This window comes from Loktanella salsilacus (genome assembly GCF_900114485.1).
In the GTDB taxonomy this organism is placed as follows: Bacteria; Pseudomonadota; Alphaproteobacteria; order Rhodobacterales; family Rhodobacteraceae; genus Loktanella; species Loktanella salsilacus.
Genome location: NZ_FOTF01000010.1, coordinates 1 through 12,918, shown reverse-complemented (window position 1 = coordinate 12,918; position 12,918 = coordinate 1). Strand labels below are relative to the sequence as shown.

The following is a 12,918-nucleotide window of genomic DNA, read 5'->3' as shown; positions in this document are numbered from 1 at the left end:
AAGCCCAGCGCCCCCGGATGCAAGGCGACAAGGGGAACCCAAACGCATGACCCAGCGTTGAACCATCACAAGAAGGAGGCCGATATGATACCGCCCACCGCAAAACCGATCCTTGCTGACGACGCAGGCAATCTGCCGCAGGGCAGCGACAGCCCCATGACCGGCGATCAGGCCGATCTGCTGCAAGTGCTTTGCGGCGAAGCGTCTGAACCCTTTGACGCCAGCCTGACCCAATCGCAGGCGCTGGCCCGGATCGAAGAGCTGCGCGGCCACCTGAATACGGACCTGAACCTTTAACTGTTACAGCTGTTTCCCCCGAGGCTGTTTTTAACGATCGCCATTTTTGCAAACCGAACACTTTTTATAGGAGCCACAAGATGACGACCGGACCAAACATGACCGAAGACCACCACATGATGAACGGTGAACAAGCCGCCATCTTGCAAGAGCTGTGCGAAAAGACCGGCCATCCGTTTAGCGATCAGATGACCTCTGACCGGGCGGACGATATGATCAATCGCCTGTCGTCGCAGTTGGATGCTGAAACGTCAAAGCGCTGATCAACGCGGCATCACGTTAAAGGCACAAACGTGCCGCGCGATGGCGACCCTACGCCATTGCACCAGTATCTGACGATGCATTGATCCGCGCCCAATCGCAGAACCATCTATCCGGGAAAGATCATCGCCATTTCCGCATCAAACCGGGCCCATGTCATTGTCGCCTGATTACCTGCATATCCATGGTAGTGGCTTTTGCCTGTGGAATTTGGTAATCCGGCCCAAATCTTAGCCAGATTGTTCATAAAGGTGCGCCGCCCGATGCGTCCGGCCTGCACCTCTCGAAATCCGGCCTCTTCCAGCAGCACATCTGCCAGCGCGTCCTGCACCTCGGCCGAGAACCGCGCGCGATGATCGATCCCCGTGATATCCACCAGCCGCCGCAAGGTAGCCGGGATAAACTGATAACGGCCAATGGCATGGGGCTGGCCCGGTGTCGCCTTGATCCATGCGTAAATCTGCTCGATTGTCATGTCAGTAGGCCGCGCTGCGGGCTTACGCGTCGCGCCATATTGCACTGCGTCATAACCGTGACGCCCCGCCTCTGCCGCGGCAATCAGATGCCGGACCCGGTCCGCCGGTGCGCCCCCAGATAGCGCCCCTGACGGAGCACCAGACGGAGCAGAGCGGATGAAACGCACATCATCCACCACCTCGCCGCCCCCGGATTGGGACCGCAACCGCACGGGATAAGGCGCGAAAAAGCTTTTCCCCTCGTCCCCGACAAAAAGGCTGGCCACCGTAACAGGGGGCTGTGCCGTGTCCTGCCGGGGCGCGATACTTACCATAGCAACCCGCCCCTGCAGGATCGGTGCCCGTCCCGCCAATGACAACGCATCTGCTGGTGCGATTTCCGGCACAGCGATCACCAGTCCCAGCAGGAATGTCATCAACGACAGCTTTCTGAACAGCGTCATGAGGGGCCCTTTTCACTTCATTCCGGGCGAACCTGTGCGATAAATGTTGATAAATCGTTGGCGGCAGAAATATTTGCCCTTAGCCGGCGCGCTGTTCCCCGCGGCAGTTCAGGGCCAGCCATCAGCCAAAAATCGCGGCAAGACACGCATCCTATGCGAAATGATCCCTTTGCACCGTTGCGCTGACCTAGCGTCCGACATGGCGATGGTTTAGGGGTAAACTATCGCTTGAAAGGACCGCCCGGCCATGACCCCCGCCGATAAAGACGACACCCCATCAGACAGCCTGCGCAAGGCGGCTTTGGACTACCACCAGTTCCCGCGCCCCGGCAAATTGGAAATCCGCGCGACCAAGCCACTGGCTAACGGCCGCGATCTGTCGCGCGCCTATTCCCCCGGTGTCGCAGAGGCCTGCCTCGAGATTAAAAAAGACCCCGCCACGGCCCGCGATTACACCACACGCGGCAACTTGGTCGGCGTCGTCACCAACGGCACCGCCGTGCTGGGCCTTGGCAATATCGGCGCGCTGGCGTCCAAGCCTGTCATGGAAGGCAAGGCCGTCCTGTTCAAGAAATTCGCCAATATCGACTGCTTCGATATCGAATTGAACGAACCAGACCCCGTCAAACTGGCCGAAATCGTCTGCGCGCTTGAACCCACTTTCGGCGCGATCAACCTTGAAGACATCAAAGCCCCCGACTGCTTTATCGTCGAAAAAATCTGCCGCGAGCGGATGAACATTCCCGTCTTTCACGACGACCAGCACGGCACCGCCATCGTCGTCGGCGCGGGCATCACCAACGCCCTGCGCATCGCGAAAAAGGATTTTGCCGACGTCAAAGTCGTGTCCACCGGCGGCGGCGCTGCCGGTATCGCTTGCCTGAACATGCTGCTCAAACTGGGCGTGCAGCGCAAGAACGTCTTCCTTTGCGACCTGCAAGGCCTTGTCTACAAAGGCCGCGAACTCGACATGACTGACCAAAAGGCGGAATACGCCCAAGGTGATCAGCCGCGCACATTGCTTGACGTGATCGACGGGGCGGACGTGTTCCTTGGCCTGTCCGGCCCCGGCGTGCTGACCCCCGACATGGTCGCCAAAATGGCCGAAGTGCCGATCATCTTCGCCTTGGCCAACCCGAACCCGGAAATCGACCCAGGTGCCGCCCGCGCGGTGAACCCGCGTGCGATCATCGCCACAGGCCGGTCGGATTTTCCGAACCAAGTCAACAACGTGCTGTGCTTTCCCTTCATCTTCCGCGGGGCCCTCGACGCAGGTGCAACCACGATCAATGACGAAATGAAGATCGCCTGCATCGAAGGCATCGCCGCCATGGCCCGCGCGACCACCAGCGCAGAAGCCGCCGCCGCCTACAAAGGCGAGCAGCTGACCTTTGGCCCCGAATACCTGATCCCCAAGCCCTTTGATCCGCGCCTGATGGGCGTCGTCGCCAGCGCCGTGGCCCAAGCCGCCTGCGACACCGGCGTCGCCACCCGGCCCATCGCAGATATGGACGCCTACAAGCGCCAACTCGACGCCTCGGTGTTCAAATCCGCCTTCATCATGCGCCCCGTATTCGAGGCAGCCCGCACCGCCAGCCGCCGCATCGTCTTTGCCGAAGGCGAGGACGAACGTGTCCTGCGCGCCGCTCAAGCGATCATGGAGGAAACCACCGAGGAGCCGATCCTGATCGGCCGCCCAGAGGTGATCGCCGCGCGCTGCGAACGTGCCGGCCTTGATATCCGGCCCGACGTCGATTTTAAAATCGTGAACCCGGAAAACGATCCGCGCTACCGCGATTACTGGGGCACCTACCATGAAATCATGGCCCGTCAGGGCGTGACCCCTGACCTGGCCCGCGCCATCATGCGCACCAACACCACCGCCATTGGCGCGGTCATGGTCCACCGCGGCGAGGCGGATTCGCTGATCTGCGGCACCTTCGGCCAATACTTGTGGCACCGGAACTACATCCAACAGATCCTCGGTAATGAAACCCTGCACCCCGTCGCAGCCTTGTCGCTAATGATTTTGGAAACCGGCAACCTGTTCATCGCCGACACCCAAGTCCACGAAGAGCCGACGCCAGAGCAGATCGCCGAAACCGTCATCGGTGCCGCCCGCCACATCCGCCGCTTTGGGGTCGAGCCCAAGATCGCGCTGTGTTCGCACAGCCAATTCGGCAATATGGACAGCAACTCTGGCCGTCGCATGCGCGCGGCGATGGACATCCTGCACAGCCAGCCTCGCGATTTCAGCTTTGAAGGCGAAATGCACATCGACAGCGCCCTCGACGTCGAACTGCGCAACCGGATCTTCCCCGGCGCACATCTGGACGGCGCGGCGAACTGCCTTGTCTTTGCCAATGCCGACGCGGCCTCTGGCGTACGCAACATCCTGAAAATGAAGGGCAACGCGCTCGAAGTCGGCCCGATCCTGATGGGCATGGGCAACCGCGCCCATATCGTGACCCCGTCCATTACCGCCCGCGGCCTGCTGAACATGTCCGCGATCGCAGGCACGCCCGTCTCGCACTACGAATAGGCCTGCCGCAGCTAGCGACCTTAAGACCGCACCTGCCGCCGCCCAAAAAGCGGCGCGCAGGTGCGGCCTGACCGTTTCGCAAATCGTGCCAAATCCACACCGCGCCCTCTTCTTCTCGTCCCCAATATCCCGGGGCAGCGCCCCTTGCCTCCCCCCTTCTTCTGGTCCCAAATACCTCGGAGGTCTGGAGGCAGCGCCTCCAGTTGGCCCGCCCGGGCCAATCAACCCACCCCGGATTTGTCAATAAATTCACACATCCCCCGCCCTAACCCGCACACCGCCCTTGCCCGCCGAAACCCGCCCTTCTATCCCTAACCTAGCGACGTTTGGGAGGACGGGACTTATGACTTACGCTGACGTATACAAAAGCTGGCAAACCGATCCAGAGGCGTTCTGGATGAAGGCCGCGCAAGCGATCACTTGGGTGAAACCACCGTCCCGCGCCCTCGATGACAGCAAAGCGCCAATCTACAGCTGGTATGCCGATGCGCAGGTGAACACCTGCTACAACGCGGTTGACCGCCATGTCGAAAATGGCCGCGCCGATCAGGTTGCCATCATCCACGACAGCCCGATGACGCACTGCGTCAGCCGCATGACTTTTGCAGAGCTGCAAACCGCCACCGCATCCCTTGCTGGCGCGTTGCGCGCTCAGGGCATCGGCATGGGCGACCGGGTCATCATCTACATGCCGATGGTGCCAGAGGCGCTTGTCGCCATGCTCGCCTGCGCCCGCATCGGTGCAGTGCATTCGGTCGTCTTTGGCGGGTTCGCCGCCCACGAACTGGCGGTCCGCATCGACGACGCAACGCCCAAGGCGATCATCGGTGCCTCTTGCGGGCTAGAGCCGGGGCGCACCGTTGCCTATAAACCGCTGATCGACGGGGCCATCGCGCAGGCCAAGCACAAGGTCGACTTCACTGTCATCTTGCAGCGCGAGCAGTGCCGCGCCGATATGACGGACGGCTTCGACCACGACTGGCACGCCGTGCAGCAGGGCGTCACGCCAGCCGAATGCGTCCCCGTCGCCGGCGATCACCCGGCCTATATCCTCTACACGTCTGGCACCACCGGCGCGCCCAAGGGCGTCGTCCGCGCCACAGCGGGACACCTTGTCGCGCTGAACTGGACGATGAAAAATATCTATAACGTCAACCCGGGCGAGGTGTTCTGGGCCGCCTCCGACGTCGGCTGGGTCGTGGGCCACAGCTATATCTGCTATGGTCCGCTGATCCACGGCAACACCACTGTTGTCTTCGAAGGCAAGCCTGTCGGCACCCCCGATGCGGGCACCTTCTGGCGCGTGATCCAAGACCACAAGGTCCGCAGCTTTTTCACCGCCCCCACCGCCTTTCGCGCCATCAAGCGCGATGATCCCAAGGGCGAGCTGATCAAGGACTACGACATCTCCTCCTTGCGCGCCCTCTATCTTGCTGGCGAACGCGCTGACCCGGACACGATCATCTGGGCGCAAAACGTGATGAAGGTCCCGGTCTACGACCACTGGTGGCAGACCGAATCCGGTTTCCCCATGGTCGGCAACCCCGCCGGGATAGAGGCGCTGCCCGTCAAAATTGGCAGCCCCACCGTCGCCTTGCCCGGCTATGACATCCGCATCCTTGACGAAGGCGGGCACGAGGTCCCGCGCGGCACGCTTGGCGCCATCGCGATCAAACTCCCCCTGCCCCCCGGCACCCTGCCGACCCTGTGGCGGGCAGAGGATCGCTTTATCAAATCCTACCTGACCACCTTCCCCGGCTACTATGAAACCGGCGACGCAGGCCTGATGGACGAGGACGGCTATCTGTACGTCATGGCGCGCACCGACGACGTCATCAACGTCGCTGGCCACCGCCTGTCCACCGGCGCGATGGAGGAGATCCTTGCCAACCACCCCGACGTCGCCGAATGCGCCGTCATTGGCGTCACGGACGAGCTGAAGGGTCAACTGCCCATGGGGTTTGTGTGCACCAACAAAGGCACCAGCCGCACGGACGCGGACATCGTAAAGGATTGCATCCGCATGGTCCGCGAAGAAATCGGCCCCGTCGCCGCCTTCAAACTGGTCGTCGTGGTGGACCGTCTACCCAAAACCCGCTCTGGCAAAATCCTGCGCCGCACGATGGTCAGCATCGCCGATAACGCGGACTTTAAGATGCCCGCAACGATTGACGACCCGGCGATCTTGGACGAAATCCGCACGGCATTGAAACCGCTGGGGTATGGCGGGGCGTAATTAGGCGCTTTGCGAAAAAAAGAAGGCGTGCGGTATTGTGATCGTTCTTATCGTCGTCGCCAGCCTCTTTTTCCTTATCCCGACAGCGGTCGGCACGCGCCTGTGGTTAGCTTGCGCAATGCTGGCGATGACATTTGTGGTGATGACGCCGGTGACACCGTTGTCCGAGGAAGGGGTACTCGACTTTGTCGGGCCCATTTTACTCTTTGCTTTACTAGGCACCGCAACGCTCGCACTCGGAGCGCGTTGGATACTTGAGTTAGTTTTGTCATTTTCGGCCAGTGAATATGCAGACCGAGACGCGTGGTCATTTGATTATGTCCTGGCCTGTATTGCTGGATTTTGCTTGGGATTGGGCCTGCCGCTCGCTTTGGCGGTGATGACACGCGGCGCTCCGGGCGGGCTGGCGCTGCATATGGTTGTTGCAGGGGCCGCCGCACTTCTGATCATTCCGGCGTGGCGAACATTATCGGGCTTGGCCCGACCCTTTACCCTGACTTTGTTGGCGGTTTTCACCTTCAGGATCATATCGGGAGCACTGATGTGGCCCGATATGATCGACCGCGATGCATTGGACCGCAGCGCAGGCGCACCATTTTGCCTGCGTAGCGCCGAAGGGCCAGTCACCATGGCGGAAAAGATGCTGTTAACCATGCCAGCCAGCGCAGGCGCGTGGCCCGGTCTTGTCCTGACAGTCATGACCCCAAGAGGTCCAGAGCATGCGCGTTGGTCGCTGCGCGGCAAGCGGTTTGTCACGCTATCTTTCCGCGATTTTGGGCCCTGCCCTTAACACCGCCAACAAAAACCCCGCCTGTTTGCACAGACGGGGTTCCAGAATAAGTCGCTTGGGTCTTTAGATATCGTCGCCCAGCGCACCCTTCACGGTGCCGGTCACGTCTTGCACAGCGCCCTTGGCTTTCTGCGCTTTACCTTCGGCTTCCAAACGCTCGTTGTCGGTCGCGTCGCCGATGGCTTCTTTCACGGAACCCGCAGCTTTGTTGCCTGCGGCTTTCATTTTGTCAGTCAGTTCGCCCATGAGGAAATCTCCTGTTTTGGTCGGGGGTTGGCGTCAATCATTGCCGCGCTTCCCGTCTGCTGAACAAACCAGCGGCGGCGTATTAGGTTCCGCACTGCTCTCGTTTTCGTGTCAGGTGAATTGCTCTTGGAACAGGCGTTCCTCTAGCCCGTGGCCGGGGTCGAACAGAATGCGGTGGCGGATACTGGGGTCGGACTGAATCTCGACGCTGACCACATTGCGCACGGATTTGCCGTCGGCATCCGCCATCACAGGCCGCTTTTCCGCGTCCAGCACGTCAATCCGCACCACCGCCTTTTTCGGCAACAGCGCCCCGCGCCAGCGCCGCGGCCGGAACGCGGCCATCGCCGTCAGCGCCAAGACGTCCGACCCAATCGGCAGGATCGGCCCATGCGCGCTGTAGTTATACGCCGTCGATCCCGCAGGGGTGCACACCAGCGCGCCGTCGCAAACCAGCTCTGGCATCCGCAGCGTACCATCCACGGTGATGCGCAGCTTGGCCGCCTGCGGACCTGCGCGCAGCAAGGACACCTCGTTAATCGCCAGCGCCGTGTGCATCGACCCGTCCGCCGCCAGCGCCGTCATGATCAGCGGATTGATAATCTCTTCTTTTGCGTCCTGCAGCCGCTGCGCCAGCTTTTCATCCTCGTATTCATTCATCAAGAACCCGACCGTGCCGCGGTTCATCCCGTAGACCGGGGCATCCAGCGCCTGCGTAGCGTGTAGCGTTTGCAGCATGAAACCATCGCCCCCCAAGGCAACAATATACTGCGCCTCTTCGGGTGCGACGCTGCCATGGCGCTGGGTCAACTCGGCCAACGCCTCTTGGGCAAGGGGGGCGTTGCTGGCCGTAAAAGCGATCCGCAATCGGGGCATAGAGGCGTCATCCTTAACAAGCGTGCCGGGTTTTGTCGTCTGATCCCATCTGAAACGCAAGCACGCGCCATCGCAGCAGATTGACCTAGCGGGACGTTTTGCCGCTTTTGACCTTGCGCCAATTGGCGTAGAAGGCGTGCAAACCTCGTTATCATGCCCGAAAGGAACAGCCATGAACGCCCCCACCCGTGACGACGGCTTCTTCACCGAATCTTTGGCAAGCCGTGATCCTGAAATTGCAAAAGCCATGGACGCCGAACTTGGCCGCCAGCGCAAAGAGATCGAGCTGATCGCATCCGAAAACATCGTCAGCGCCGCCGTCATGGAAGCGCAGGGCGGCGTGATGACGAACAAATACGCCGAAGGCTACCCGGGCCGGCGCTATTACGGCGGGTGTGAACATGTCGACGTGGCTGAAAACCTTGCCATCGACCGTGCCAAGCAGTTGTTTTCCTGTGACTTTGCCAACGTGCAGCCGAACTCCGGCTCTCAGGCAAACCAGGGTGTGTTCCAGGCGCTGCTGCAGCCCGGCGACACGATCCTTGGCATGTCGCTGGACGCTGGCGGCCACCTGACCCACGGCGCAAAGCCGAACCAGTCGGGCAAATGGTTCAACGCCATTCAATACGGCGTGCGCGCGCAGGACTTGGAACTGGACTACGATCAGGTCGCCGAACTGGCCGCTGAACACCAGCCCAAGATGATCATCGCTGGCGGCTCTGCGATTCCCCGCATCATCGATTTTGAGAAAATGCGCGCGATTGCAGATTCGGTCGGCGCTTATCTGCTGGTCGATATGGCACACTTTGCCGGTCTGGTCGCAGCGGGTCTTTACCCCTCGCCCTTCCCGCACGCGCATGTGGCCACCACGACGACGCACAAAACCCTGCGCGGCCCGCGCGGCGGCATGATCCTGACCAACGATGAAAACATCGCGAAAAAGGTGAACTCGGCCATTTTCCCGGGCATTCAGGGCGGCCCCCTGATGCACGTGATCGCCGCCAAGGCCGTCGCCTTCGGCGAGGCGCTGCGCCCCGGCTTCAAGGACTACCAAAAGCAGGTCGTGCTGAACGCACAAGCGCTGGCAGACGAGCTGATGAAATGCGGCCTTGATATCGTTACCGGCGGCACCGACACGCACCTGATGCTGGTCGACCTGCGCCCCAAAGGCGTCAAGGGTAACGCGACCGAATCCGCCCTTGGCCGCGCCCACATCACCTGCAACAAAAACGGCATCCCCTTCGATTCCGAAAAGCCGACCATCACCTCTGGCGTGCGCCTCGGCTCGCCCGCAGGCACGACACGCGGCTTTACCGAAGAAGAGTTCCGCCAGATCGGCCGCTGGATTGGCCAGGTCGTCGACGGCCTTGCCGCCAACGGCGAAGAGGGCAACGCCGAAGTCGAAGCGCAGGTCCGCGCCGAGGTTGAAGCCATGTGCGACCGCTTCCCGATCTACCCGAACCTGTAATTTTTGCAGAAATCCAACAAAGGCCGTCGCACCCTGCGGCGGCCTTTTGCGTTATGCGGCAATGACTTCGCGCAGCGCCCCCTTGATTTACGCGCCGCACCGCCCCACCTCAGGCGGACCAATTCCAAAGGATACCGCCATGACTGACCGCCCAGAGCCCCTTCGTATCGACATCGTATCAGACGTGGTCTGCCCGTGGTGCATCGTCGGCTATCGCCAGCTGAAACAAGCGCTTGATGCCAAAGGCACCGACTATGACCTGCACTGGCACCCGTTTGAATTGAACCCCGGCATGCCTGCGTCTGGCCAAAACATGTCCGAACATATCATGGAAAAATACGGCAGCACCGCCGCCGAGTCGGAAGCCAACCGCAAGCGCCTGACCGATTTGGGCAAAGAGCTGGACTTCGACTTTTCCTTTGGCCCCGACACGCGGATGCACAACACATTCAACACGCATCAGCTGATCCACTGGGCAGACACATTGGACCGCGGCCATGATCTGAAACAGGCGTTCTTCTCGGCCCACTTCACCGACAACGCCGATCTGTCCGACACCGATGCCCTCGTGAAAATCGCAGCCTCCATCGGCCTAGACGCGACCGAAGCCCACGCCGTGCTGGACGATCAACGCTACGCCGAAGCCGTTCGCGCCGAGGAAAAGTTCTGGACCAGCCAAGGCATCAGCGGCGTGCCCGCTGTGATCTTTGATCGCAAACACCTCGTCACCGGGGCCCAAGGTGCCGAAAACTACGGCAGCATCCTCGACCAACTGGCCGCCCTCCCCGCCGCGTAACGGCCCCCCTTCTTCTGGTCTAAAATACCTCGGGGGGTCGCCGGTTGGTGCGCCACTGGTTCAAGAACCAGCCGGCGGCGGGCAGCGCCCCCAAGGATCGGCCCAGCTTTGCTGGGTCGATCCACCTCGCTGCACAATTCTAAATCCGCCCCTGCACCCGCAACACCCAAATCACCACCACAAACACTGCGATCCCGGCTGCTGACCAAGCCGCAAGCTTGCGCAGGATCCGCGTCTGCCGCAGTGCCCCGCGATCAATACCGCTCAGATGCACCAGCACCCGGTCGGCACATCTGCCGGTCGCCGCCGTATCGGCCATGCGCGCCAGCCTCGGGTTGCCCTGCGCCACATCCGCCCGCACCACAGCCCGTAGATCGCGGATCACAGCGCGCGGCAGGCTGCGGCCAACCTTGCTGGCCTGCTGTTCCAGCGTGCGACCATTCAGCCCCAGCTTTGCCTGCAGCTCGGACCGGATACGCGCATTTTTGCGGGAAAGGGTGTCAGCAACCATGCCCCTGTGGTAGCGATGGGGCCGCGCCCTCTCAAGCCCCGGGGCGGCGCGCAACCCAACATGATACAGGCCTGCGACATGCTGAACACAATCACCCACGGCACCCCGACTGACTTGGCCCCCCTGCTGATCGTCCACGGCCTGTTTGGCTCTGCCCGAAATTGGGGCGTGATTGCAAAACGGCTATCGGACACCCGCCAAGTCGTGGCCGTCGACATGCGCAACCACGGCGACAGCCCGGCGATGGACAGCCACAGCTATGCCGACATGGCCGCCGATCTGGCCGAGGTCATTGCGGGGATCGCCCCCAAGATGGACGTCATGGGTCATTCGATGGGCGGCAAGGCGGCGATGATGCTGGCGCTGACCCGGCCTGCGCTGATCAACAAACTGATCGTCGCTGACATCGCGCCGACCCCTTACGATCACTCTCAAGACGGCCCGCTGCACGCCATGCTAGGCGTGAACCTATCGCAGATCACGTCGCGCAAGGATGCCGCCGACCAGATGGACGTTGACGCAGGCACGGCGGCGTTCCTGCTGCAAAGCCTTGATCTGCAAAACAAACGCTGGAAGCTGAACCTTGACGTTCTGGCCCGCGATATGCCCCAGATTGTCGGCTGGCCAGCGCCTGCGGGCCAGTTCGACGGCCCCGCCTTGTTTCTGCGCGGCGCAAACTCATCTTACGTCCCGGACAGCGCGGCACCCGCCATCCATGCCGCCTTTCCCGCCGCTTTGATCGAAACCGTGCCAGACGCAGGCCATTGGCTGCACGCCGAACAGCCCCGCGCGGTTGAGGCCGCCGTGCGCGCCTTTCTGGACGCCTAGATCACCGCAGAGGTCAGAAAAGCGGCAAGGCACAGCCCGCCCATCAGGCTGACAAAGATATAAGGAAGGCTTTGCATCGGATCGCTCCTGCGGTTTGGTGTTTGTGCCACATAATACGCAGCCGCTGCATCTTTCCGTCGCGCGCGATTGCACAATGTCATAAGACTTGGAAAATCATTCCCCTTCGCGACCGGAGACACTCGCATGACACGCATTCTTTCGCTTTTTGCCGTTCTGACAGCCCTGACCGCCTGCAACACCATCGCAGGTGCTGGCCAAGACCTGACCGCGACGGGCACAGCGATCACGACCCAGACCCGCGCCGTGCAGTCGGATCTGTAACCCCACCCTGTCCTAGAAAGCCTATTTTACCATGTTTACGCTTCGCACAGTTTTTGTCGTTATTATCGCCGGTATCATTGGCACGATCTTAAATTCCATCGCCATCAACATCATGGCGGGCGCTGACGTGATGCCGCTGATCACGTCACTTGGCCGCAACCTGATTGCGATCATCGTGGCCCTGCTGCTGATCCCGGCCTTTGCACGCGGCGGCAACGTCGCCGCTTGGGCCTTCGCCCTGATCGCGCTGACCGTGATCCCGTCGCTGCTGGCGAAATTCGTCTTTGGCGCCGCTGCCCCGTGGCAGTTCGTCCTGACGGTGAACTTCATCTACGCCTTCGTCGCGACGCTGATCTATGCGGTGTCCTACCGCAAACACTAAGCGCTGCTGACACCACACTATAACGGCCCGCAGTCACCGCTGCGGGCCTTTTTCATGCCCCGCTCGGCGTTAACCGCTTGGTCACACTGTTGTTGCAACCAAGTTAGAATGTCCCTCGGTGTGCAAAGTAGAAATGTCTCAGGTGCGGTGTTGCAGCATGGCTGGGCAGGGCGGAGACGTCATCTATCGCAGCCCTGAACAGCCATGCTGTTTCGGTCATTCGGCGGGATGTGGCGCGGCAGTTTCACCTTTTGTCTTTGCCCGGCGGGCGAGTTTCGAGTTCCAGCCTTCGGTATTGCGTCGGCCGTTCGGGACGTAGACCGTCGCCTGCTTGCCCGCACGACGCGGTTTGGGCGGTGCCTTGTCCTGTTCGGCCTTGATATGCTCCAGCACTGCGCTGAGATGCTTGTTCTCGGTGATCGCC

Annotated in this window: 14 protein-coding genes and 1 pseudogene; 10 read left to right on the top strand and 5 right to left on the bottom strand. The window is 61.2% G+C overall.

Translation table 11 applies throughout. From position 1 onward, the window contains the following. Positions 1-84 precede the first annotated feature (84 nt). Both BM131_RS10315 and BM131_RS10310 read left to right on the top strand, forming a co-directional pair. The gene (locus BM131_RS10315; RefSeq protein ID WP_090189153.1) at positions 85-297 is read left to right on the top strand and encodes a DUF3072 domain-containing protein; all 213 of its coding nucleotides are present in this window, start codon (positions 85-87) and stop codon (positions 295-297) included. 80 nt (positions 298-377) lie between these two features. Further along, the gene (locus tag BM131_RS10310) at positions 378-560 is read left to right on the top strand and encodes a hypothetical protein (protein WP_090189151.1); all 183 of its coding nucleotides are present in this window, start codon (positions 378-380) and stop codon (positions 558-560) included. A gap of 107 nt (positions 561-667) precedes the next feature. Here BM131_RS10310 and BM131_RS10305 read toward each other — a convergent pair whose 3' ends face one another. Then, complete coding sequence (locus tag BM131_RS10305) at positions 668-1,477, bottom strand: lysozyme family protein (RefSeq protein ID WP_090189149.1); 810 nt, start codon at positions 1,475-1,477, stop codon at positions 668-670. A gap of 247 nt (positions 1,478-1,724) precedes the next feature. Between BM131_RS10305 and BM131_RS10300 the strand changes: the two genes are divergently transcribed. The 3 genes from BM131_RS10300 (at position 1,725) to BM131_RS10290 (ending at position 7,045) form a co-directional block, all read left to right on the top strand. Beyond that, positions 1,725-4,019: an NADP-dependent malic enzyme gene (locus BM131_RS10300; RefSeq protein WP_090189147.1), complete on the top strand. Its 2,295-nt coding sequence runs from the start codon at positions 1,725-1,727 to the stop codon at positions 4,017-4,019. Positions 4,020-4,362: 343 nt separating this feature from the next. Continuing rightward, entirely contained in the window at positions 4,363-6,255 is a 1,893-nt protein-coding gene (locus BM131_RS10295) for a propionyl-CoA synthetase (RefSeq protein ID WP_090189145.1), read from the top strand. 37 nt (positions 6,256-6,292) lie between these two features. Beyond that, positions 6,293-7,045 (top strand): hypothetical protein, encoded by a 753-nt coding sequence (locus tag BM131_RS10290; RefSeq protein WP_090189143.1) that lies wholly within the window; start codon positions 6,293-6,295, stop codon positions 7,043-7,045. Positions 7,046-7,108: 63 nt separating this feature from the next. Here BM131_RS10290 and BM131_RS10285 read toward each other — a convergent pair whose 3' ends face one another. Both BM131_RS10285 and BM131_RS10280 read right to left on the bottom strand, forming a co-directional pair. Next, positions 7,109-7,291 carry a CsbD family protein gene (locus tag BM131_RS10285; protein WP_090189141.1) on the bottom strand — a complete coding sequence of 61 codons (183 nt, stop codon included), beginning with the start codon at positions 7,289-7,291 and terminating at the stop codon, positions 7,109-7,111. A gap of 111 nt (positions 7,292-7,402) precedes the next feature. Beyond that, complete coding sequence (locus BM131_RS10280) at positions 7,403-8,167, bottom strand: NAD kinase (RefSeq protein ID WP_090189139.1); 765 nt, start codon at positions 8,165-8,167, stop codon at positions 7,403-7,405. Between the two features lie 172 nt (positions 8,168-8,339). On the opposite strand from BM131_RS10280, the gene glyA reads away from it, so the two are divergent. Together glyA and BM131_RS10270 are read left to right on the top strand one after the other, a co-directional pair. After that, positions 8,340-9,635, top strand: coding sequence for a serine hydroxymethyltransferase (gene glyA, locus BM131_RS10275; RefSeq protein WP_090189137.1), 1,296 nt, complete (start codon positions 8,340-8,342; stop codon positions 9,633-9,635). Between the two features lie 139 nt (positions 9,636-9,774). Beyond that, a complete protein-coding gene (locus tag BM131_RS10270) occupies positions 9,775-10,431 on the top strand; it encodes a DsbA family oxidoreductase (RefSeq protein WP_090189135.1) in 657 nt (218 codons plus the stop codon). A 139-nt stretch (positions 10,432-10,570) separates the two neighbouring features. Here BM131_RS10270 and BM131_RS10265 read toward each other — a convergent pair whose 3' ends face one another. After that, a complete protein-coding gene (locus BM131_RS10265) occupies positions 10,571-10,942 on the bottom strand; it encodes a hypothetical protein (RefSeq protein ID WP_090189133.1) in 372 nt (123 codons plus the stop codon). Between the two features lie 78 nt (positions 10,943-11,020). Between BM131_RS10265 and BM131_RS10260 the strand changes: the two genes are divergently transcribed. The 3 genes from BM131_RS10260 (at position 11,021) to BM131_RS10250 (ending at position 12,494) form a co-directional block, all read left to right on the top strand. Further along, a complete protein-coding gene (locus tag BM131_RS10260; protein WP_090189397.1) occupies positions 11,021-11,770 on the top strand; it encodes an alpha/beta fold hydrolase in 750 nt (249 codons plus the stop codon). 204 nt (positions 11,771-11,974) lie between these two features. Next, complete coding sequence (locus BM131_RS10255; protein WP_090189131.1) at positions 11,975-12,112, top strand: entericidin, EcnA/B family; 138 nt, start codon at positions 11,975-11,977, stop codon at positions 12,110-12,112. Between the two features lie 31 nt (positions 12,113-12,143). Continuing rightward, positions 12,144-12,494 carry a hypothetical protein gene (locus BM131_RS10250; RefSeq protein ID WP_090189129.1) on the top strand — a complete coding sequence of 117 codons (351 nt, stop codon included), beginning with the start codon at positions 12,144-12,146 and terminating at the stop codon, positions 12,492-12,494. A 216-nt stretch (positions 12,495-12,710) separates the two neighbouring features. Here the strand turns inward: BM131_RS10250 and BM131_RS10245 are convergent. Next, positions 12,711-12,918, bottom strand: a pseudogene (locus BM131_RS10245) (ISNCY family transposase); the annotation flags it as partial.

Coding starts and splice junctions, on each gene's coding strand:
- BM131_RS10300 (WP_090189147.1), top strand. CDS start 1,725: ATGACCCCCGCCGATAAAGACGACACCCCATCAGACAGCCTGCGCAAG.
- BM131_RS10265 (WP_090189133.1), bottom strand. CDS start 10,942: ATGGTTGCTGACACCCTTTCCCGCAAAAATGCGCGTATCCGGTCCGAG.
- BM131_RS10250 (WP_090189129.1), top strand. CDS start 12,144: ATGTTTACGCTTCGCACAGTTTTTGTCGTTATTATCGCCGGTATCATT.
- BM131_RS10255 (WP_090189131.1), top strand. CDS start 11,975: ATGACACGCATTCTTTCGCTTTTTGCCGTTCTGACAGCCCTGACCGCC.
- BM131_RS10295 (WP_090189145.1), top strand. CDS start 4,363: ATGACTTACGCTGACGTATACAAAAGCTGGCAAACCGATCCAGAGGCG.
- BM131_RS10310 (WP_090189151.1), top strand. CDS start 378: ATGACGACCGGACCAAACATGACCGAAGACCACCACATGATGAACGGT.
- BM131_RS10305 (WP_090189149.1), bottom strand. CDS start 1,477: ATGACGCTGTTCAGAAAGCTGTCGTTGATGACATTCCTGCTGGGACTG.
- BM131_RS10315 (WP_090189153.1), top strand. CDS start 85: ATGATACCGCCCACCGCAAAACCGATCCTTGCTGACGACGCAGGCAAT.
- BM131_RS10260 (WP_090189397.1), top strand. CDS start 11,021: ATGCTGAACACAATCACCCACGGCACCCCGACTGACTTGGCCCCCCTG.
- BM131_RS10270 (WP_090189135.1), top strand. CDS start 9,775: ATGACTGACCGCCCAGAGCCCCTTCGTATCGACATCGTATCAGACGTG.
- BM131_RS10285 (WP_090189141.1), bottom strand. CDS start 7,291: ATGGGCGAACTGACTGACAAAATGAAAGCCGCAGGCAACAAAGCTGCG.
- BM131_RS10280 (WP_090189139.1), bottom strand. CDS start 8,167: ATGCCCCGATTGCGGATCGCTTTTACGGCCAGCAACGCCCCCCTTGCC.
- glyA (WP_090189137.1), top strand. CDS start 8,340: ATGAACGCCCCCACCCGTGACGACGGCTTCTTCACCGAATCTTTGGCA.